17 protein-coding genes are annotated in these 20,611 nt (G+C 47.4%); 12 read left to right on the top strand and 5 right to left on the bottom strand.

Going from position 1 to position 20,611, the window contains the following annotated elements:
* The first annotated feature begins 59 nt into the window (after nt 1-59).
* The 6 genes from acnB (at nt 60) to AOG36_RS04325 (ending at nt 6,588) form a co-directional block, all read left to right on the top strand.
* A complete protein-coding gene (gene acnB / locus AOG36_RS04350; protein WP_015106866.1) occupies nt 60-2,615 on the top strand; it encodes a bifunctional aconitate hydratase 2/2-methylisocitrate dehydratase in 2,556 nt (851 codons plus the stop codon).
* Between the two features lie 77 nt (nt 2,616-2,692).
* Complete coding sequence (locus tag AOG36_RS04345) at nt 2,693-3,352, top strand: amino acid ABC transporter permease (protein ID WP_015106867.1); 660 nt, start codon at nt 2,693-2,695, stop codon at nt 3,350-3,352.
* On the top strand, nt 3,346-4,026 hold the full coding sequence (locus AOG36_RS04340) for an amino acid ABC transporter permease (protein ID WP_015106868.1): 681 nt from the start codon (nt 3,346-3,348) through the stop codon (nt 4,024-4,026). Before AOG36_RS04345 ends, AOG36_RS04340 begins: the two co-directional genes overlap by 7 nt.
* Nucleotides 4,027-4,767, top strand: coding sequence for an amino acid ABC transporter ATP-binding protein (locus tag AOG36_RS04335; RefSeq protein ID WP_015106869.1), 741 nt, complete (start codon nt 4,027-4,029; stop codon nt 4,765-4,767).
* Nucleotides 4,768-4,822: 55 nt separating this feature from the next.
* Nucleotides 4,823-5,647, top strand: a complete 825-nt coding sequence (locus tag AOG36_RS04330; RefSeq protein ID WP_053825603.1) for a cysteine ABC transporter substrate-binding protein — start codon at nt 4,823-4,825, stop codon at nt 5,645-5,647.
* On the top strand, nt 5,644-6,588 hold the full coding sequence (locus AOG36_RS04325) for a D-2-hydroxyacid dehydrogenase (protein ID WP_015106871.1): 945 nt from the start codon (nt 5,644-5,646) through the stop codon (nt 6,586-6,588). The genes AOG36_RS04330 and AOG36_RS04325 overlap by 4 nt, the downstream gene beginning before the upstream one ends.
* On the opposite strand, the gene AOG36_RS04320 is transcribed toward AOG36_RS04325, so the two are convergent.
* From AOG36_RS04320 to AOG36_RS04310, 3 genes are read right to left on the bottom strand one after another with little or no spacing between them, the layout of a single operon-like run.
* Nucleotides 6,578-7,651, bottom strand: a complete 1,074-nt coding sequence (locus AOG36_RS04320; RefSeq protein ID WP_015106873.1) for a phospholipase A — start codon at nt 7,649-7,651, stop codon at nt 6,578-6,580. The two genes, AOG36_RS04325 and AOG36_RS04320, sit on opposite strands and share 11 nt — an antisense overlap.
* Nucleotides 7,644-8,978, bottom strand: coding sequence for a sodium-dependent transporter (locus AOG36_RS04315; protein WP_015106876.1), 1,335 nt, complete (start codon nt 8,976-8,978; stop codon nt 7,644-7,646). The genes AOG36_RS04320 and AOG36_RS04315 overlap by 8 nt, the downstream gene beginning before the upstream one ends.
* A gap of 2 nt (nt 8,979-8,980) precedes the next feature.
* Nucleotides 8,981-10,312 carry a sodium-dependent transporter gene (locus tag AOG36_RS04310; RefSeq protein ID WP_053825602.1) on the bottom strand — a complete coding sequence of 444 codons (1,332 nt, stop codon included), beginning with the start codon at nt 10,310-10,312 and terminating at the stop codon, nt 8,981-8,983.
* Nucleotides 10,313-10,427: 115 nt separating this feature from the next.
* On the opposite strand from AOG36_RS04310, the gene AOG36_RS04305 reads away from it, so the two are divergent.
* Complete coding sequence (locus tag AOG36_RS04305) at nt 10,428-10,802, top strand: YbgC/FadM family acyl-CoA thioesterase (protein ID WP_129593200.1); 375 nt, start codon at nt 10,428-10,430, stop codon at nt 10,800-10,802.
* The gene (locus tag AOG36_RS04300) at nt 10,792-11,043 is read left to right on the top strand and encodes an HP0495 family protein (RefSeq protein WP_015106879.1); all 252 of its coding nucleotides are present in this window, start codon (nt 10,792-10,794) and stop codon (nt 11,041-11,043) included. The genes AOG36_RS04305 and AOG36_RS04300 overlap by 11 nt, the downstream gene beginning before the upstream one ends.
* On the opposite strand, the gene AOG36_RS04295 is transcribed toward AOG36_RS04300, so the two are convergent.
* Nucleotides 11,009-12,712: a disulfide bond formation protein B gene (locus tag AOG36_RS04295; RefSeq protein WP_015106880.1), complete on the bottom strand. Its 1,704-nt coding sequence runs from the start codon at nt 12,710-12,712 to the stop codon at nt 11,009-11,011. The two genes, AOG36_RS04300 and AOG36_RS04295, sit on opposite strands and share 35 nt — an antisense overlap.
* Nucleotides 12,713-12,858: 146 nt before the next feature.
* On the opposite strand from AOG36_RS04295, the gene AOG36_RS04290 reads away from it, so the two are divergent.
* The 3 genes from AOG36_RS04290 to AOG36_RS08565 are packed head-to-tail and all read left to right on the top strand — an operon-like array spanning nt 12,859 to nt 14,688.
* Nucleotides 12,859-13,410 (top strand): DUF507 family protein, encoded by a 552-nt coding sequence (locus AOG36_RS04290; RefSeq protein WP_053825705.1) that lies wholly within the window; start codon nt 12,859-12,861, stop codon nt 13,408-13,410.
* On the top strand, nt 13,407-14,549 hold the full coding sequence (carA, locus tag AOG36_RS04285; RefSeq protein WP_053825601.1) for a glutamine-hydrolyzing carbamoyl-phosphate synthase small subunit: 1,143 nt from the start codon (nt 13,407-13,409) through the stop codon (nt 14,547-14,549). Before AOG36_RS04290 ends, carA begins: the two co-directional genes overlap by 4 nt.
* Nucleotides 14,533-14,688 carry a hypothetical protein gene (locus tag AOG36_RS08565; protein ID WP_015106883.1) on the top strand — a complete coding sequence of 52 codons (156 nt, stop codon included), beginning with the start codon at nt 14,533-14,535 and terminating at the stop codon, nt 14,686-14,688. Before carA ends, AOG36_RS08565 begins: the two co-directional genes overlap by 17 nt.
* A gap of 854 nt (nt 14,689-15,542) precedes the next feature.
* On the opposite strand, the gene AOG36_RS04280 is transcribed toward AOG36_RS08565, so the two are convergent.
* Complete coding sequence (locus tag AOG36_RS04280) at nt 15,543-19,283, bottom strand: Eco57I restriction-modification methylase domain-containing protein (protein WP_053825704.1); 3,741 nt, start codon at nt 19,281-19,283, stop codon at nt 15,543-15,545.
* 633 nt (nt 19,284-19,916) lie between these two features.
* Between AOG36_RS04280 and AOG36_RS04275 the strand changes: the two genes are divergently transcribed.
* Nucleotides 19,917-20,399, top strand: coding sequence for a glycine-rich domain-containing protein (locus AOG36_RS04275; RefSeq protein ID WP_128568503.1), 483 nt, complete (start codon nt 19,917-19,919; stop codon nt 20,397-20,399).
* The last annotated feature ends 212 nt before the right edge of the window (nt 20,400-20,611 follow it).

The following is a 20,611-nucleotide window of genomic DNA, read 5'->3' as shown; positions in this document are numbered from 1 at the left end:
TGGGGTCAAAAATTTATAGAAGTTATTATATACTCAAAAACACTATCCAAAGGAGTTTCATGGATTTTTTACAAGAATACCAAGCAGCCCTGCAAGAGCGGGTACAAGAAAATATCCCCCCCGTGCCCCTAAGTGCCAAACAAGTCCAAGGTGTGGTGGAGATGTTGATGCACTCCAAAAACAACGAGGAATGCGCTTTTGTGAAAGACTTGCTGATTCATAGAGTGAGCCCCGGGGTGGATGAGGGCGCGCAGGTCAAGGCAGAGTTTCTTGGCAAAATCGCGCTTAAAAAATGTACATGCGCGCATTTGAGCCCCCTAGAGGCGGTGCACTATTTGGGCACAATGCTAGGCGGTTACAATGTCGCGCCCTTGATAGAAGCCCTGCAAAGCACGGATACAGAGGTCGCTAAAGAGGCGTGCAAGGCGTTAAAGTCCACGCTCTTGGTCTATAACTCTTTTGAAACGATCGCCAATTTAAGCAAGAGCAATGCTCTAGCCAAAGAGGTTTTAGAGTCGTGGGCGAACGCTGAATGGTTTTTGAATAAACCCGCTTTGCCTGAAAAATTAGAGCTGTGTGTGTTAAAAATTGATGGCGAAACCAATACGGATGATTTGAGCCCTGCTAGCGATGCCTTTACGCGCAGCGACATCCCCCTACACGCTAACGCCATGCTTAAAAACCGTATAGAGAATTACCAAGAGAGGTTAGCTAGTATCAAGTCTAAGGGCGTGCCAGTGGTGTATGTGGGCGATGTGGTGGGCACGGGCAGCTCGCGCAAGAGCGCGACCAACTCTATCATGTGGCATTTTGGTTCAGATATTCCTTATGTGCCCAATAAGCGCACAGGGGGTGTGGTGATCGGCGGAGTGATCGCGCCTATTTTCTTTGCTACCTGTGAAGATAGCGGTGCTCTGCCCCTTGTGGCTGATGTGAAAGATTTACACGATGGCGACATTATCCAAGTCTATCCTTACAAGGGTGAAATTCGCAAGCAAGGGCAGGTGGTGAGCCGCTTTAATTTAGAACCCACCACACTAGCGGATGAATACCGCGCCGGGGGGCGCATCGCTTTAATCATTGGGCGCGGGCTTACCAACAAAGCGCGCAAATTCTTAGGGCTAGGCCCCTCAGAAGTCTTTGCCAGCCCGAAGCAACCCCTTGATAGCCACAAAGGCTACACTTTAGCGCAAAAAATGGTCGGCCGTGCGTGCGGTCTAGAGGGTGTGCGCCCCGGGACTTACTGCGAACCCATTACGACTACTGTGGGCAGTCAAGACACCACCGGGGCGATGACACGTGATGAGATCAAGGAGCTTGCAAGCCTTAGCTTTGAAGCCGATTTTGTCTTGCAATCTTTCTGCCACACCGCTGCCTATCCTAAGCCCTCTGATATTAATCTGCATGCCAGCTTACCCGCGTTTTTTACCAGCCGCAAGGGGGTGGCACTCAAACCCAAAGATGGGATTATTCATTCATGGCTTAATCGCATGGGACTGCCGGATACTCTAGGCACGGGTGGGGATAGCCATACGCGTTTTCCCATCGGCATTAGCTTTCCTGCGGGTAGTGGGCTTGTGGCCTTTGCTGCGGTTACGGGGACTATGCCCTTGAATATGCCCCAATCCGTGCTGGTGCGTTTTAAAGGGCAGATGCAGCCCGGGATCACTTTAAGGGACTTGGTCAATGCCATTCCCTACTATGCCATTAAGCAGGGCTTACTCACTGTGGAGAAAAAGGGCAAGAAAAATATCTTTAATGGGCGGATTTTAGAGATTGAGGGCTTGGGCAATATCAAGATTGAGCAAGCTTTTGAGTTCAGCGATGCGAGCGCGGAGAGGAGTGCGGCCGCTTGCACTGTGCGCCTCAATAAAGAGCCCATCATTGAGTATTTGAGCTCTAATATTAAGCTTATCGAGCAGATGATCGAGAGCGGTTACGAACACAAGGACACCCTCAAAAGGCGGGCGCAAAAAATGCAAGCGTGGATTGATAACCCTGTTTTGCTAGAACCCGATGCAAATGCTGAATACGCCGCGGTGATTGAAATCGATCTTAACCAAGTCAAAGAACCCATCTTAGCCTGCCCTAATGATCCGGACGATGTCGCGACTTTGAGCGAGGTTTTAGCCAACCCCAAACGCCCCCAAAAAATCGATGAAGTCTTTATTGGCAGTTGCATGACCAATATTGGGCATTTTAGAGCCTTTGGGGAGATTGTCAAGGGGGCGGGCGCGTCACCTGTACGGCTTTGGGTGGTACCTCCCACTAAAATGGACGAGCAAGAGCTCATTAAAGAGGGGTATTTTGCCATTTTTGGGGCCGCTGGAGCGCGCACAGAGGTACCGGGCTGTAGCTTGTGTATGGGTAATCAAGCAAGGGTGCGTGATAATGCCGTGGTCTTTTCCACTTCTACGCGCAATTTTGACAACCGCATGGGCAAGGGTGCGCAAGTGTATTTGGGTAGTGCGGAGCTGGGGGCAGTGTGTGCGCTCTTGGGCAAAATCCCCACACCCAAAGAGTATTTAGACTTGGTGGCTTCCAAGCTAGAAGCACGCAAAGAGGAGATTTATCGCTATATGAATTTCCACTTGATGGAAAAAATGGCACTTTAGGTTTTAAGCCAACCCTTAGCTTATTTCTCTAAGATAGAGCCTTTTAGCAGACTTTGAGTTTGCGGAAGGTTAAAGATTTGGATGTAGATTGGCAGTTTGTGCGCCACGCCCTACCCCTCTTTGGGCGTGGCCTCGCCCTCACTCTTGAGATTTCCTTTTTGGGCATTTTGGGGGCAACCCTTTTAGGTTTTTTAGTGGCTCTTTGTCTCTTCTTTAAGCCCCGCTTTTTATGCGGCTTTGCCAAGGGCTACACCGAGTTAGCCAGAAACGCCCCTCTACTCATTCAGCTTTTCTTTTTGTATTACGGCTTGCACGAAGTGGGGCTTTCTTTAAGCGCGCTTGCCTGCGCCGTGCTGGGCGTGGTGTTTTTAGGCGGGGCATATATGGCAGAGAGTTTTTTACTAGGGCTTAAGGCTTTAAGCCGGGTGCAGTTTGAAAGCGCGTTGAGCTTAGGCTTAAGCAAATGGCAGAGTTTGCGCTATATTTTGCTACCCCAAAGTTTGGCGATTTCTTTGCCCTCCCTTGGGGCGAATGTGATTTTCCTACTCAAAGAAACCTCCGTAGTGAGCGCGATCGCACTGGCGGATGTGATGTTTGTGGCGAAGGATTTGATTGGCATTTATTACAAGACAAACGAGGCGTTGATTTTATTGGTGCTCTCTTATTTGGTCGTGTTGTTGCCCTTAAGTGGGTTGTTCGTGCTCTTAGAAAAACACTATAAGCAAAAAACATGCTAGAGGCACTGCAGCTGTTTAATGCCGACAACCTAGCCCGCTTGAGCGAGGGGCTGGTCACGACTTTAGCCCTAGCTCTGATCTCTATCTTTTTTTCGATTGTGGGGGGGCTCTCTTTGGGGGTGGTGATGGCTTTTGGGGGGTACTTGTTTAGGCTGGCATGTCGGGTGTATTTGGAGGCGATGCGCATCGTGCCACTCTTGGCATGGCTCTTCATCGTATATTTTGGCTTGGCTTCTGTCTTTAATCTACACATTGAGGCGTTTTCAGGCGGGGTGGTGGTCTTTAGCCTGTGGGGGGCAGCCGAGATGATGGATTTAACCAGAGGGGCATTAAGCGCAATCTCTAAACACCAAAACCAAAGCGCGGCTGCTTTGGGGCTAAACCCCTTGCAAACCACTTTTTATATCCTCTTTCCCCAGGCCCTACTAGCCCTACTGCCCGCAAGCGTGAATCTTTTCACAAGGATGATCAAAACCACCGCCCTAATCTCTCTAATCGGGGCGATTGACTTACTCAAAGTGGGGCAGCAGATCATAGAGGTCAATTTAATCCATATGCCCCATGCGAGTTTTTATGTCTATGGGCTAATTTTTGCCCTTTACTTTGCGCTCTGCTACCCCCTATCCTGCCTTAGTCAATACTTGGAAAAGAAATTCCAGCGCAATCGAGGTTAAATGGCGATCTTGCAAACCCTGAACTTACAAAAACGCTACGGCGATCACGAGGTCTTGAAGGGCATTGATTTTGGCCTAGAAAAGGGGGAGGCGGTGGTGATTTTAGGGGCGAGCGGGTGTGGTAAAAGCTCGTTTTTAAGGTGCTTGAATGGCTTGGAGGAGATTTATGGCGGGCAAATCATTTTTAATGGGGAGCAAATCGAACACAGCAAGGATTGGGGTAGGGTGCGTCAAAAGATCGGCATGGTGTTTCAAAATTACGAACTCTTTCCCCATTTAAGCGTGCTGCAAAATATCTTGCTTGCCCCTATGAAGGTGCAAAAGCGCGCTAAAGAGGATGTTAAAGAGCAGGCGCACACGCTTTTAAAGCGCGTAGGGTTGGAGCATAAAATGCAGGCGTATCCTAGGGAACTTAGCGGGGGGCAAAAGCAACGGGTTGCCATTGTGCGCGCGCTGTGCATGCAACCAGAGATCATGCTCTTTGATGAAGTCACCGCTAGTCTTGATCCTGAGATGGTTAAAGAGGTGTTGGAGGTGATTTTAGAGCTCGCCGGTGAGGGGATGAGCATGGTGATTGTTACACATGAAATGAAGTTTGCTAGGAGAGTGGCGCATAGGGTGGTGTTCTTTGATGAGGGCTTGGTTGTGGAGCAGGCAAGCCCTGAGGAGTTTTTTAAAAACCCTAAGTCGCCTAGGGCGCGCAAGTTTTTAGACATTTTCTACTTTTTAGGGGGCTGTTAGTTTTTTGGTGCTATGCTATGGGCTTTTTAGAGGGACTTTATTTCAAGGAGAAGTTGTGCGCTTGTTGAAGATTGTTAGCCTTGTTTTTGTGGCGATCTTGGGCTTTGCGGGGTGCTCTAACCATAAGGCAAAAGCCGATGAGGGCAGTTTGGCGAGCATTAAAGAGCGGGGGGTGCTAAGAGTTGGGGTGTTTAGCGACAAACCCCCCTTTGGGTATATGGATGCCAAGGGGCAGTTTCAAGGCTTTGATGTGTATATCGCAAGGCGCATGGCTAAGGATTTACTGGGCGATTCTAAGAAAATCCAATTTATCCCTGTGGAGGCGGCTGCAAGGGTGGAGTTTTTAAAGGCGAATAAAGTGGATGTGATCATGGCAAACTTCACCAAGACTAAAGAGCGGGCTGAAGTGGTGGATTTTGCCAAGCCTTATATGAAAGTCGCTTTGGGTGTGGTGTCTAAGGATGGGGTGATCAAGAGCATTGAGGATTTAAAAGGCAAACCCTTGATTGTAAATAAGGGCACAACCGCAGATTTTTACTTCTCCAAGTACTACCCCGAGATTTCCCTGCTTAAATACGACCAAAACACCGAAACCTTCTTGGCTTTAAAGGACAACCGCGCCCCTGCTCTTGCCCACGACAATACACTTTTATTCGCGTGGGTGAAAAAGAACCCCGAATTTAAGGTGGGTATCCCAAGTCTTGGGGACCAGGATGTGATCGCCCCAGCGGTCAAAAGGGGGCATAAAGAGCTCTTAGAGTGGCTGAATGATGAGATCGATAAACTCACAAAGGAGGGCTTCATGAAGCAAGCCTATGATGCGACTTTAAAACCCATTTATGGCAACGACATTGACCCTAGCATGGTGATTTTCCAATGAAACCCCTAGCCGTTTTTTTAGAAGCCCTTTCTTTAGGGCGCAAGAATAAGTTGGACGCACTCAACGAATTTGTGGAGGTGGTGTCTTATCCGGGCACGCCACAGGATTTGGTGCTTGAAAGATGCAAAGACGCGGAGATTGTCATCTTAAACAAGGTGCAGATGGGTGCGGACATTTTAAGACAGTTGCCTAAACTCAAATGCATTTGCATCACCGCCACGGGCATGAACATGATCGATTTAGAGATGGCTAAGGAGCTGGGCATTGCCGTAAAAAATGTCGTGGGCTACTCTACACACAGCGTTACCATGCACACCTTCGCTTTGGCTTTGACCCTGCTCTCCAACATGCCCTATTACGACAAATATTGCAAGAGTGGGGAGTATTGCAAGAGCGAGATTTTCACCCACTTTAACAAGGATTTGATGTCCTTAGAAAATAGAGAGTGGGGGATTGTGGGGCTGGGCACCATTGGTAAAAATGTCGCGAAGGTTGCGACAAGCTTTGGCGCAAGGGTGAGCTATACCTCCACCAGCGGGCGCAACAACGATGCCACCTACCCTAAAAAGCCCCTAGAGGATCTGCTCAAACAAAGCGATGTGATCAGCATACACGCCCCCCTAAATGCCCAAACGCATAATCTCATAGACAGCCAAGCCTTGAAGCTCTTAAAAGAAAAGGCTATTTTAATCAATGTGGGGCGCGGAGGGATCGTCGATGAAGGGGCGGTGGCAAAAGCCCTTGAGACCCAAGACTTCTACTACGCCACTGATGTGCTTGAACAAGAGCCCATGCGCGCGGGCCACCCCTTTTTAAATCCCGCGATCCAGGACAAGCTGTTACTCACCCCCCACATTGCGTGGGGCTATGGAGACACAATCAAACAGCTGATCGCACTTACGATTGAAAATGTCAAGGACTATTTAAAAACTAGGGGTTGAGGCGGATGCCGATCCCTAGGCGGTTAGAGAAGACATCGTATTCATAAAGCCCGTCTCCGTAGCCATTGAAGTATTGGATGTAAAGCCCCACGAAGGGGTTGATGCGGTAGGTGTAACTTAAGCGGATCGCCCCATGCCAGCGTTTATACTCCCAATAGCGCGTGAATAAATCGTAAATACGCAATTCAAAGTGGTGGCGGCCCCGGCGGTAGTTGATCCAAGCATTGCCATAGCCCATATAATCTATGAGGTTGGGGTTGGATTGATTGTAAGGGATGTAGGGCCAATAGGCGACATTGACTTTTAGCCCGCCCTTTTGCCACACCAAGTGAAACACAGGGCGCTGCCCCGCACTCACCGAGCGGCACCCTCCATCAAGCCCCCCCGCCTGGATAATTACTTGCTTATCCTCTTCTGTAATGTGAACAGGTGTCCCAGGAAAGGGCCCAAGGGCATTACCATTGCGATAGGGTTGGAAACACTGCCTGCCCCCGATGCCATTAGAAATGTGTTGCCAGCCGATCCAAAACTCCGTGAAAGTGCCCAGTTTCTCGGTGAAAAAGGGGATTTTGAGCGGATAGATATAGATGAGCTCGGGCATGTAATTAACCATGCGCATGGGCGCGCTTTGGGGGTTGTTATAGATTTGAAACCAGTTCGTTTGGGTGTAAGCGAGGTATAAAATCCCCCCTGTGTAAAGGAAGTTGCGGATCACGGGCATTTTAAAGCTGATTTGGAATTTAAACTCCACGGGCTGATAGCGGTTGATGTCGGGGTGGTACCACTGATAAATGGGTGTGAAGCTGTAGTAAGCGGGCATGAAATAAGTGCCACGATAGTCTATGATGTCTAGGTACTTCTTCGCCAAATCCACGAAAACATTGCGTTTCTTGGGCTTTCTGGGGGCGACCTCCCAGCTGTTCTTAAAACCATAATACCAAGGCTTATAAAAGTCTTGGTAGGTGGTGGTGGAAAGTCCCTTGTTTTTGATCTGTGTGAGACTTAGGCGGTTGTCGGCTTTGAGCGTGGTGAATAAACCGAGGACTAAGATAATTTTACGCATTTTTCTTAAACTGCAAGAACAAGATCAAGAGTACAGCCAGGGGCGCGATGAAGCGTACCCCAAAAAACCACAATGAAAACCCAAAACGGCTCAAAAAGCGTTTACTTGACTTGTACACACGCTTTTTGTTCATGAAATACCCCAAAAAGAGCAGAGAGAACAACCCTCCAAGGGGCATCAAGACCGCTGAAGTGCTAAAGTCCGCCCACCCAAAAATATTTTTACCTCCAAAGGTTAACACCTTACTGTAATCCTTATGCATGGACAAAATCACCAATAGCCCCAAAAGGTGGGTAACCCCCCCCACTACAGAGCACGCCCTTGTGCGGCTGTACTTGAAGTGGCTCACCAAATACAGAACCACTGGCTCTAAAAGCGACACCGTAGAGGTGATGCCTGCAAAAATCAAGGCCAAAAAGAAAAACACCGCCACAATAGAGCCAACTAAGCCCATTTGGGAAAAAACTAAGGGCAAAGAGATGAAGACCAGCCCCACACCCTGAGAGGGCGCGCCGTTGAAGTTAAAAATAAAGGTGAAAATCATCAACCCCGCCACCAAAGAGATGAAAATCCCGGGCAAGACCACCCACAGAGAACTGCCCAAAAGATTTTCATTGGATTTTGTGAAGGCAGCGTAGGTGGTGATGGTGCCCACACCCAAACTCAACGAGAAAAACATTTGCCCTAAAGCGTCCATCAAGACCCCAAGGGTGATTTTAGAGCTGTCAAAAGCAAACATGTAATGCCACGCCTTAGAAAAACTTGGCATGCTCATGGCATAAAAAAGTAAACCAATGAAAACCAAAAACAAGAGTGGCATGAGCCACAAGCTCAACTTTTCGATCCCCTCCTTAATCCCCTTGGAAACGATCCATACGGTGAGCCACAACCACACGCTAAAGCCCACGATCTGCCAAAGTAAGTCTATAGAACTCAAATATTCAAACAAGGCCTTAGAGCTCTCTAGGGTTTGGGGTAGGGCAAAGCTCACCTTGACTAAGTAGAATAATACCCAGCCTAACACCACAGTATAAAAAGACAAAACGATTGGACCGCCCAGCAAGAATAGAGCACTAAGTCCCCAAAGTTTTTTATGCTTTGTGTTTAGGTGTTGGTAGCAAGACACCACATCCTTGCGCCCCAAGTTGCCAATGAGCATGTCAGCTAAAAGCATCGCCACGCCCAAAGTTAAAGTGAGTCCCAAGTAAAGCAGCACAAACGCCCCGCCACCACACTCACCCGCCATGTAGGGGAAGCGCCAAATATGCCCCAAACCGATCGAGCTGCCTAAAGTGGCGAGGATAAAGCCGAGTTTGGAAAAGCCCATCTCTACCCTTGTATAATTTTGACTGCCCAAATCATCAAAATGACCAAGGGAGCAATGAATTTTAAGAGAAATAACCAAAGGGCAAAAACACCCTCGCTCAAAAAGTGGCTGGTGATTTGGCGCAATTTGTTCTTGCCAATGACCCAGCCCACAAAGAGCACAGACATCAACCCGCCTAAGGGCATTAGAACAGAAGTGGTGAGAAAATCCGCCAAGTCAAACAAGTCTTTATTAAAGAGACTCAAATGGGGCTTGTAGAGTTTATTTAAAGAAAAGACAAGGACCACGCCCACCACAAAGATGGCTAAAGTAACGAGCCAAGTCGCTTTGGAGCGGGAGTAGTTGTGATCCACCAAATACTGCACGGGAGGCTCTAGTAGCGCGATCGTGGAGGTGATGCCTGCAAAGGCTAGAGCGCACAAGAATAAAATGAATACCACGCTGCCCATCCAGCCCATTTTATAAAACACCACGGGCAAAGACACGAAGATAAGCCCCGCCCCCTCAGTGGGGGTATCCCCGTATTCAAACACGAAAGTAAAAATCATCAAACCCGCCACTAAAGAGATCACAATCCCGGGCAAGACCACCCAAAAGGCACTTTGCAAGAGGTTTTGTTTAGAGTCGGTGGAGGAGGCGTAGGAGATGTTGATGCCAATGCCAATACTCAGTGCAAAGAACACCTGCCCCAAGGCGTTCATGAAGACTTTGGAGTTGATGTCGGCAAGGCGCACGCCAAACATGAAATTGACTGCTTGCTTAAAAGAGGGTTGGGTGCTGGCGTAAATGAGTAGGCCAAAGAAAATGATGAAAAGCAGGGGCATCAAGATGAAGTTTAATTTTTCAATCCCGTCTTTGACCCCCCTTGAGACAATCCAAGCGGTGAGGGCGAGTGTAAAGCCTAAGCCGGCGATTTGCTTACCTACAGAGTTTTCTAAGTCTGCAAGTACTTCTCTGGAGGCGTTGATGTCGACAGGTAAGGTAAAACTCACGCCCACGAGGTAGTAAAACACCCAGCCCAATACAATCGCATAAAAGGACAGAATGACCGGCCCCGTAAAGAGCATGAGTCCTGCATACTTCCACTCTTTAGTGCCCTTGGGGTTTAGTTGCTCGAATGCTGAGGCGACATCGGTTTGGGTGCTCTGTCCGATCACCATCTCTGCCACAAGCATGGTTAGCCCCACTGTGAGCGCAAGCATCAAGAACAAGAGCACAAACCCGCCCCCCCCGCTTGTGCCCGCCATGTAAGGGAAGCGCCAAATGTGTCCTAGCCCGATCGAACTGCCCAAAGCCGCTAAGATAAAGCCGAGTTTGGAAAAATTAGATTCCATCTTTCCTCCTTAGCCAAATTTTGAAAATAAAAGCTATCATGATAGCATGAAAGGTTTAAGGTTTACCATAGCTTTACCAATGCATGGCTTGATTCAAGATTTTAAAAGGGAGAGTATGCAAATTCAGGTCTACTATGAGGACACGGACAGCACGGGGATGGTCTACCACGCCAATTATTTGAAGTTCTGCGAGCGGGCTAGAAGCGCGGTGTTTTTTCAAGCGGGCTGCACTCCACAAAACACCACAGGCGGGTTTGTGGTGAAGGATTTGCAAGCCGAGTTCATCGCCCCCGCCCTCTTGGGCGATTGCTTGCAAGTGAGCACCCAAATTTTAGAGCTCAAAAGAGTGGGCATAAGCTTGCAACAAGACATTTTTAGACAAGAGCAAAAACTCTTTTACTTACGGATTAAGCTTGCCTTCATTGATCTAGCCACAAAAAAGCCTAGTCGCATCCCCCAAGAATTTTTGGAGATTTTGCATGGATTATAAAAACACCATCAATTACCCCTGTTTGTGGGAGTATTGCGTCATCACCGATAAGCCCCAAGAGTTCTTAGACACCTTGCCCGAGCTGCTCGCTCCCTTGAAATACCAAGTCTGCCCCAAGCATAAGAGTGCTCAGGGTACATACACGAGCTTGCAACTCTCTTTAGTTGTGGCAAGCGAGCAAGAACAACACGCCCTATTTGAGAAACTCAGCAACCATGCGTTTGTAAAGTGGGTGCTTTGAGTGTGGGTTTTTCAGCCGGGGGCAGGGCAAGCGACAAGTTAGAAATGTCTAGGGTATAAAAAATATCGTGTTTGTTGGCATAACCACTCACGATTAAGGCGTTGTCCACAAAAGTTAAAGCGGTGGGGTTTTGCACGCTAGGGGGCAGCCCATAGGCATCTATGATCGTGGCATCGTAGGGGTTAATGATGAGTAAAGCGTTGTAGGCTTTGCTTAGGGCAAAGAGCCGCCCTTGATAGAAGGCAAGCCCCGTGATGTAAAACTCCCCGAGAGTGCGCCCTTTTTTAAGAGGGGTGGTTTTAAGCGGGCGCACCACCGCTTCTGAGCTTAGCCCCAAGTCTTGATCAAGCATGCCCACTAAAATCAATTGCTTGTAGTGTTTGTTAGGTACGGTCAGCATATAGGTGTGCGTGCCATCGCTCCTTGCACTCAACACATAGTAAGTGGAGGCACGGCTGGTGCGTAGGCGGTTTCTATCCAATTCATCAAAGTGGTGCGCCCCTTCTAAAAAGCTGGCAAAGCTGTTATGGTGTTTGGGGTTGTAGATCACATCCACACTGCTTTTATTCGCCCCCATCAGGCGGATCAAATTGCCAACCATGTTCGCCCCCACAAAGTGCTCCACGGTCACCGCATAGTGTTTGTCTAGCACGAGGTGGGCTAAGACTTTTTGCAGTTTTTGATCCACCACATACAACCCTTCTTTTTGCGTGGAAATTAAAAAGGTGTTTTTCAAGAAGGCATTGTCGCCGGCGAAGGTTTCGGGCAAGAAGGTATAGGGCGGGGGCTTTAGAGCTGGGGCGCACCCTTCGCTGTGCTTGTCAAAAATATCCATGCCAAGGTTTTGCAAGAGGCTCTTGGGAGCTTCTTTGGGGACTTTAGGGGTTTCTTTAGTAGCCAAAAAGTTTAAATCGCTAATGGGGGCGTTTAATTTTAGGGGGCTTACTTGGCTTTGCATTAAACTTAGACTCTTGTGGATTTCAAGGGGGGCATTGTGATAGTCGTTGTCAAACTTGTGGCTACTCTCAGCCAAAATGGGCTGATCTACAACACGCCTGCCTAGACTTCTAGGAAAGCCCATATGTTCCCAATTCTTGGTGCTCCAAATGTTTTGCCCCAAATGCCACGAAAAGCGGATCGGGTCTCCATGCCCTAGGTAGGGGAAGGGTCCTGTGGAGATAAACGCCTGCACCATATTAGAGACCACCAAGAAGCTAAAAACGCCAAAGGCCCACAGATTAGAGGGGGTAAGTTTACGGGGGACTTTGGACTCTAAGGTCGGGGCCTTAAAGAGCAACAACCCTAAGATCAAAAGCACCATCCAAAAAACAAACTCTGCCCAAAACTGTGTGTGTAGCCCGAAGATCGTTAGAGCAAAGCCCTGCCCAACATCTTCTAGGGCGTGGTTGCCTAGGTGGTAGAAGCTTTGGTAAAGCCCGCCTGCCACAACAAGCACAAGTAGGCCTAAGTATTTAAGCTTAAGCCCATAGCGCAGGATAAACAACCCCCCCAAGGCGATATACACCATACTTTGGCGCTCAGCCCAACATTGTATACAGGGCGAGTCGTGGTAGATAAAGCCCAAAATGAGATTGGCGATTCCCACAGGCAGGGCAATGATCGCAATGATTGCAAGGGAGAAAAGGAAGTAAAAGCGTTGTGCCTGCATACCAACCCTTAAAAATCAAAAAGCGTATTCTAGCACATGAAGGTTAATTATATTCCCAAGTATCACCCTTATTTTTGGTGTTCTCTAGCCCTTTACCTTAGATTATGTTAGAATACGGCTTAACCTTAAATGAACTAGGGCAACAAATGAGATTAAAACCTAACCATGTCCGCTACATTGTTAATAAAATCACCCAAGATTTAGTCCAATCCCCCCTTTTGGAGCTCAAAGGGTCTTTAGAGACGCTCACCCAAATCACACAGAGCGTGTTGCAAGAGCATGTCAATCAAGAGAGTGCCATCGATAACCGCGTGCGCGATTTGCTCGAGGAAAACTTAGATGAGATAGAATTTATGCGCATGGATGAACGGCAACTTTTTTGGGATATTAAAAAGCAAATCGCCCTTGAAAGGGGCTTTGTGCTCGGGTGGGAGGATCGCTGCAATTTTCTCTCCCACAAGATTTTAGAAAAGGTCTTGGACGAGGATTTGATCATGTTTTCGGTGTCGGAGAACCGCATCCGCAATGTGATCTTTAAGTCCATAGACACCTACGCTAAGCTTTATGAGAGTGTGGAAACTGAGGTGGGCGAAAAGATCAAGCATTATAAACGCAAGTTGCCCATCGGTAGCGATGAGTATGAATTGGTCTTTGAGCGCATGTATGAGGATGAACTGAGACGAAAGGGCTTCCTATGAGTGGCACGCTGAGTAAAGCCACGCTTTACTTTGAAAACGGGCTGTTCTTAGAGGCAATGAGCTTTGGAGCTAGGGGGGTTGTGGCCGGCGAGGCGGTCTTCAACACCGCCATGAGTGGGTATGAAGAGATTATTAGCGATCCGAGCTATCGAGGGCAGTTTATAGTCTTTAGCACGCCTGAAGTGGGCGTGGTGGGGGCCAATGAGCAAGATCGCGAATCTCCCAATAGTTTTTGTGCGGGCATTTTGGTGCGCCACACCCCGAGCTTACACTCCAACTTTAGGGCGAGGCAGTCTTTAAGCACATTCTTACAGCAACACGGGGTTTTGGGTGTGAGTGGCTTAGACACGAGGGCGTTGGTGGGCATGCTAAGAGATGAGGGGGCGATGGGGCTTATCATCTCCACGGACGGGCTAGACAAACAGGAGTTAAAGAAGTTGCTACAAGCCTCTAAGAGCATTGCCGAGCAATACCTAATTCCTCCCCTAAGCCGTAAAGAGGCCCACACACGAGGCACTTTTGATTTTAATATCTTAGACTACCAAACCCCCCCACTCACAAGCGCGATTGGGGTTTTGGATTTAGGCGTGAAAACTAATATCTTAAACAACTTAGCCCAAGTGGGGCTAAAGTCTGTATGCTTTGCCCACGACACCAAGGCGCAAACGCTCATAGAGGCCTATAAAAGGGGTGAAATTGTGGGCGTGTTGCTCTCTAATGGTCCGGGCGATCCCCTGCATTTAAAAGGCGTGATCCGCGAAATTAGCCTACTCATTGAAGAACAAATCCCCATATTAGGCATTTGTCTAGGACATCAACTCTTAAGCATTGCGCATGGCTACTCCACTTATAAGCTCAAATTCGGACATCACGGCAGCAACCACCCCGTGCTAAACCTGCAAACAGGGCGCATTGAAGTGAGCGCACAAAACCATAACTATTGTGTGCCCGAAAGCATCGCCAAAATCGCCACAATCACACATAAGAATTTGTTTGACCACACCATTGAGGGCGTGCGCTATAAAAACGCTCCCATTATTTCTATACAACACCATCCGGAGGCCAGTCCCGGCCCTCACGATGGGTTGTATGTCTTTGAAGAATTTAAAAAGGTGGTGCAACATGAACGAATACAGTGATGTTAATGAGCTTTTTGATGAAGTGGAAACGGGCCTATCTAAAGTGGAAAAAGAATTGGAGGAAATCGCCAAGGAATTACAACAACTCGGTAGCCACATAGATAGGCTCAGCGACCTACTTAGGGGCAAAAACTCCTAAACCCGTATTTTACACACTAGAAAAAGCCCTAAGCTAGCCAACCGCCTTTGTTGGGCAATAGCCTGCATCTGGCTAGATTTCGTATGACCTTTTGTTTCTTTGCTCTGCGGGCGTGTGTGCGTATTGAAAAGACTTTTTCGTTGTTATGTTGTAGGGGTGCTAGGTGTGTTGCAGCCTAGGGCATCACTTAACACCCTTCATAAACAGCACATAAACAGTACATCTTAGAGCAATTAGAGGGGGTGATGGGTTGGGGGGGTAGATTGGACCCAAAGATACCCATATACCCGCTAATGTGCTTAAACCAAGGGTTATGGGGCTAAAACTCAAACCCCCCAATTAGGCCTTTGAAACTGCTAAGATTTTTCATGGTTTGCTGTGCCATTCCTGCGGTGATTGAAGCTGCAACCCGGCAAAGCCATCAGACAAGCCCCGTTGAGCCTTCATATTTCTTTCTGTTGGCTTTGGTCCTTGCTTTGATTTCTTTCAATCTTTACATTTTGTCGTCCATGCCATCCCCCTAATCCAACATTTTGACCGCTTCTTAATAAAGCATAAAGTTTTTCACCACCCAATCTTTGAGTTGATTGACCTTATGGGTGGACACGCCCATCTCTTTGGCGTAAGAATAAATGGTGTCCCTTTCGTTGTCTGCACCTGCTATCGGCTAAAGCCACGGACACTAATTCTAAAAGCGTGGCGTGGTTGGCAGTTGGTGCTAAAGATTTTGGTATTTAAGGGCACTTCTTTTTTGCTCCATATGCTGCTTTTTAATCACATCTAGCGCCCCTCAATCCATGCGCACTTGGCTTTCATGACTTTTCTAGCCAAATACAAAAACACCTTTGTTTGGACTAGGTTAGCGCGCTGCTAGGCTCTGCCCACAGTGATTTTAACAGCCCCACAAAGCCCGGTTGTTTTTTGGCGAGGACTTTAAAGGAGTTAAGCAAATGCACAAATTGATCGTAGCGCAAGCCATAGAGATCGCGCGCGATGCTAATGTCTAGCCTTGCGCGCTTGGTGTCTAGGAGTTTGGGCGTTTTAGGGACATCTAAGCAGAGCGTATTAGAGCTAAGAGAGGGAGTCAGAGCGCCAGAGCTAAAGAGGGCGGCTAACTCTTTAAAGTGCCCCGCGCGATCGTGATAAAGCTGGCATTCTAACGCGCTTTGCGCGATGGAAAAGTAAAGGGGAGTTTGGGCGATTTCTTGGGGTGTGGGCTGGGGCAGGGGAAGCTCATAGAGATAAATTTTATTGATATTCATTTGGGTATGCAAGCGTAAGTAAAAATCCACTACCAACGAATTTAACAGCCCTAAAGCAAAGAGGGTTTGCAAAGGGGGCACTTCTAGTATGCCCTCTGGGGTATAAAACTTAGGTATGCTCACATAAATACTATTGCCCACAGCACAACCTCTAGGCAATAAACTCACAATCAAGCTTCTTTCATCAGTATCGCGTGCAATCCCTCTATAGCCCAACCTCCAATAGGCATACTCATAGGCAATTTTGCCGCTATAGCCCCCTTTTTGAGCGCGGCGTTCTTCTCTGCTTTTTAGTCTCTCTTGCAACGCCTCTAGCTCCACGCAGTAGCGCGGGTGGGCAAACTCTGCGTTGAATTGGTGGATGTGCTTGCCCTCTAGCAAAGACAAAGTCTCTTGAGTTTGCGCGCGCGCGTCTATGGGCTTAAACAATTTTTTATCAGCTGTCATATGTAGCTCAGCCCTAAAATTGATCCACCCCTCATTAAGGCGTGCAAACTTAGAAGCGCAATGCTCTAAAATCTCTAAATCCATTTGGCCGCGCACTTCTTTAAGGGCGCATTTGGGGCTGTTTAACACGCTTTTAAGAGAGATTGAAAGGGGGTTGTCAATCTCTTTAGGGTGCTCTAAATAAAAAAGGGCTTTAAGCTCAGTAGCCGGCTCAGCCTTGCGTAAGGCTAGCAGAGCGAACTTATAGCAGCGATGCACATTTTTAAAAATATTTTGGCGGTTCTCAAAGCTATAGAAAAACTCCACGCGCAGATGTTCTAACAAATGCTTTCTTAAGCTCAAAGAGCCCTCCTCAAGCATCAGCGCGCTGGGGATCACTAGAGCTAGCCTAGCATTAGGCGCGAGCAAAGAGCTATTTTTCTCTACAAAAAATCTAAAGAGATTGCCATCGCCTGCCCCCCGGCTGTAGGGGTAATGGGCTTTGTAATAGGCATTGGTGGTTTGGATTTGGGCTTGTTCTGTGTCAAACTCTTTTTTAATGTGAGGCTGGGCTAGGAGGTTTGTTTGTAAATCTTGCTTCTCTACAAGGGGCAAGCTGCGGTAATTGCTCCTAAAGCTGCTAAAAAACTCGCTTTCATCAAATTTCGTCTTTTCCCATGGGGGGTTAGTGATGATGGCATCAAAGCCGCTAAAGTTTCCCTCGTCTCCAACAAGTTCAGGAAACTCAATTTCGTAATTGAAAAATTTGAACTCCTCAGCGAGTTCTAGCGCGCGCGCTTTTAGGGAAGCGTATTTTTCTTGGCTCAAATCCTCTAGCGACCCCTCTTGCAAATCTTTAAGCAAAGCTAGTTGCTCGCGACTCAAAAAGTCTTTGGCGGTGTAGAGGTGCAGATAGACATTGAGTTGCTCTAGTGCCTCTTGGGCTTTTTTGTAGGTCTGTTTGGATTCTTGGACTTGTGCTTTGGTGGTGTCTGGGATTGTGGCGATCTTGCTTAAGCTTTTTTGCAGGGCGTTGATTTTTTCTATAAAGGCGTTTAAAAACAAACCGCCCTTTTTGATCAGCGGGGCTTTAAAATCTTTGAGACTCAAGCCCATCAGTGCGTCGCCACATTTGATATGGTGCTCTAAAAAACTCAAGGGCGTGCCAAAGATAAAGCTATCAATCCAGAGCGAGAGTTTGGCCAGCTCCACACTAAAGGGGTTTTTATCCACGCCATAGATGAGCCGTTTAAGCAATAGCCTTTTTAAAACATCGAGTTCATCGACCCGGTAGCTTTCTAAGTAATTTTGCGCCTGGGCCTCTATGAGCGCCTTTTCTTGCTCGAGCAGGGTTTGTAATTGATCGTTTTGTAACTCAAGCGCCTTTTGGCTGGCTTGGTGCAAGGCTTCAATCAAAAAGGCCCCGGAGCCACAAGCATTATCTAAAATCTTAAAGCTCAAGATGTTTTGCGCATTGAGGCCCTCGAGCGCTTCTCTCACTAAAACCTGCGTAATGCTCTCTGGGGTGTAAAAGCTCCCGCTGGACTTGCGCGAGTTGGAGGTGTTTTTTAAATAAATTTGTCCCTTAGTGTAGCGCTGGACTTGCTTGATCTTTTCTTTAGCCTCTAGCTTTTGTTTGTCATAGCCATCATAATAGCCCTCGCTCTTTAGAGTGGTGCAATAAAAGAGCTCTTCATGCGCGATGGCAAAGCGGTAAGAAAGCAGGTTTTCATAAATGCGCCCCAAATGCACCACGCTTAAAGTCGCATACCCGCGCCTGCAATTCTCATAAGTGAAAAGCTGGGTTAAAATCTGCTTTAAAAGCGCGTCGCTTAAGATTTTGCCGGCTTTAAAAAGGGGGGTTTTGCTAGGCTCAAACAGCCCGCCATTAAAGATGGGCATGGCGTAATTTTCATTGCCCTGATTGTAGGTGTGAAAAATCTCTTCAAGCCTGCCCATGCCATAGTAGGTTTTGGGGTGTTCTTGCAGTGTGGCTAAGAGATGGCGCACGCTTAAGTATTGCGCAAACCCGCGGTGTTCTTTAAGGTTCTCTTCAAACTTGTCTTCAAAGTAGGCGATAAAGAGGAGCTTAAAGACAAAATAGAGCGTGTTTTCATAGATGTCTTTTAAGGGCTCTTGGGGGTGGCGCGCGTATAAAGCCGCCCCGATGGTCTCAAAGAGCGATTCTTGCCCATCCGTGCCATAAATGAGGCGGTGTAAATCTTCTTCTAGGGCGATTTTGGTGCTTTCATTGGCACTTAAAGCGGTGTGGATACTGGGCGTATCTTGAGCGGGGGCAAAATTGGCCGCTCTGAAGAGATGGTAAAAATATAAAAAGGCCTCTATGTCTGCGCGCTCTAAAATCTTTTCTAAATGGACTTCAAAAAAGGCCTTTTGCATCACAGGCTTACTGGCATCATAGAAACGCCACACCCGCCCATTGGTCAAAAAGCCATAATTGTGCCGCAACGCGTTGAGATAGCCTAAGAGCTGGTAATGGGGGTTGTGCGCGATTTTTTTATTATCCACCTCTACACTATAGGCCTTGCTCTCACAGATCACGCTAAAAAATTCATTGCTCGCATAGCGTTCTTCTTTACTCAGGGCTTGGTAATCTTGTTTGAGCTTGGGGGTAGCAAAGAGTAAAAAATCTGGCTTTTCTAGCTTGCCATAGATTATCTTTTCTTCTTGGCGCAGGTATTCCCAACCTAAGAGTTCTAAGATTTTGGCGATGAAGTGATCTTCAAACTGGTGTTCATTGCTATTTTTGATCTCATCTAGCTTGAGCGCGCGCATCTGCTCTAAGACTTCTCTAGCCTGCTCTTTTGTTTGCTCAAAGTGATAGAGTTTAGGGAGTTCTTGCTCTAGGGTGTAGGGGGTAAAAAGGGTGTTGTGTAGGTAGTACATGGGAAACTCCAAAAGGGATATTTTAGCAAAATTTAGAGCGTGGGAAAAGTGAGGCAAATTAGGAGGATTTGTGAAAGATGGGGGATGGGGGTTTGGGCGCGCGTTTTTAGTTAGAAGTGGTGAGGAGTTGCGGGGCGGCTTTAGGCAATGGTGCACGCCTTGCATAGAGGGCGCGTAGTTTTGGGGGTTGCGGGTCTGTGTTATAAACTGTGGGGATGATTTAGATTGACAACTCAAAAAGAACTTGTCTAGGCAAAAGAAAAACACAGAGCGCACAACACCGCTATTATCCACTCTTTTAACGGCCGAGCGCAAGACAAAAATGCCAAGTGGTGCGCCACCACCCCCCCTTAGCCTTCCTCACATTGGGATACGGGCTTGGCCCCTTGACCAAGTGGAGGTTATCAGCACGCCCCACCCTACTTGAAATGGGCTTAAAGTGCAAACCATCTAAAATCGAACAACTTTACATTTTTTAAGAAAAAATTAAGCTTTCAAGGCCTACAAAAATATTCTCACCTATGTAACTTCAAAATTATTTTTTATTTTAATGTTATCCTAAGTTATCCTAAGAGATTTTTTCTCTCTTGGATGCTTGCGGTAGGTTAGGAAATCCATTTTAGAAGGGTTTTCATGGTTAGTGTTTCTGTAATGCACCCCCATGGTGATCGGCAGATGAGTCTCCCCCAAAACGAGGATTTCGTAGCGACCAGTGTGATGGATAACACGTTGAGCCTTGTAAACAGCGTTAACTTTGACAAGCTCAATGCAAAGTTAGTGGATCATTATGGATGGAGCAAGGAGGAGGTCAGCCATCTTTGTTCTCTTTATAAGGGGTGGTTAGCCTTGCAAATTTGTTATCCGGATGTAGATTTTGCACCCAATGAAAAATTGGATGAATACTGGCACATGCACATCCTAGACACGCGTGCCTACACCCAAGATTGTTTGTTTCTTTTTGGGGAATATTTGCACCATTACCCTTATTTTGGGCTTGAGGGCGATGCGGATGATTTAGAACGCGCATTTGAAAGAACCCGCAAGTTTTATGCACACCACTTTGGAGAGTCCTTGATCGGTGATTTGGGTCCTTGCAAACCCGTTAAATGTAAATAGCCTTTATTGAGGGAAGGGGGTCCCCTTACATAAACCCCCAAACCCAGCCCGTTTATCTAAACACCACAAGACTTTTTACGCATCAACTCTCTTTGATTAACACACTTTGAAATCTGCGTACATCCACAGAGATAAGGTTAGATAAGGTTTATATAGCACGGCAATGGAATAACTCAAAACCCTAACAAAATTTAAGCCCCCCTTAAGCTTTA

Source organism: Helicobacter heilmannii (assembly GCF_001283065.1).
GTDB lineage: Bacteria > Campylobacterota > Campylobacteria > Campylobacterales > Helicobacteraceae > Helicobacter > Helicobacter heilmannii.
The sequence above is the reverse complement of the archived record's forward strand: the minus strand, read 5'-3'. Positions and strand labels throughout refer to the sequence as shown.

Bases quoted from the DNA above. Each gene is read 5' to 3' on its own strand.
- acnB (WP_015106866.1), top strand. From the start codon at position 60: ATGGATTTTTTACAAGAATACCAAGCAGCCCTGCAAGAGCGGGTACAA.
- AOG36_RS04340 (WP_015106868.1), top strand. From the start codon at position 3,346: ATGCTAGAGGCACTGCAGCTGTTTAATGCCGACAACCTAGCCCGCTTG.
- AOG36_RS04335 (WP_015106869.1), top strand. From the start codon at position 4,027: ATGGCGATCTTGCAAACCCTGAACTTACAAAAACGCTACGGCGATCAC.
- AOG36_RS04325 (WP_015106871.1), top strand. From the start codon at position 5,644: ATGAAACCCCTAGCCGTTTTTTTAGAAGCCCTTTCTTTAGGGCGCAAG.
- AOG36_RS04320 (WP_015106873.1), bottom strand. From the start codon at position 7,651: ATGCGTAAAATTATCTTAGTCCTCGGTTTATTCACCACGCTCAAAGCC.
- AOG36_RS04315 (WP_015106876.1), bottom strand. From the start codon at position 8,978: ATGGGCTTTTCCAAACTCGGCTTTATCCTCGCCACTTTAGGCAGCTCG.
- AOG36_RS04310 (WP_053825602.1), bottom strand. From the start codon at position 10,312: ATGGAATCTAATTTTTCCAAACTCGGCTTTATCTTAGCGGCTTTGGGC.
- AOG36_RS04305 (WP_129593200.1), top strand. From the start codon at position 10,428: ATGCAAATTCAGGTCTACTATGAGGACACGGACAGCACGGGGATGGTC.
- AOG36_RS04300 (WP_015106879.1), top strand. From the start codon at position 10,792: ATGGATTATAAAAACACCATCAATTACCCCTGTTTGTGGGAGTATTGC.
- AOG36_RS04295 (WP_015106880.1), bottom strand. From the start codon at position 12,712: ATGCAGGCACAACGCTTTTACTTCCTTTTCTCCCTTGCAATCATTGCG.
- AOG36_RS04290 (WP_053825705.1), top strand. From the start codon at position 12,859: ATGAGATTAAAACCTAACCATGTCCGCTACATTGTTAATAAAATCACC.
- carA (WP_053825601.1), top strand. From the start codon at position 13,407: ATGAGTGGCACGCTGAGTAAAGCCACGCTTTACTTTGAAAACGGGCTG.
- AOG36_RS08565 (WP_015106883.1), top strand. From the start codon at position 14,533: ATGAACGAATACAGTGATGTTAATGAGCTTTTTGATGAAGTGGAAACG.
- AOG36_RS04280 (WP_053825704.1), bottom strand. From the start codon at position 19,283: ATGTACTACCTACACAACACCCTTTTTACCCCCTACACCCTAGAGCAA.
- AOG36_RS04275 (WP_128568503.1), top strand. From the start codon at position 19,917: ATGGTTAGTGTTTCTGTAATGCACCCCCATGGTGATCGGCAGATGAGT.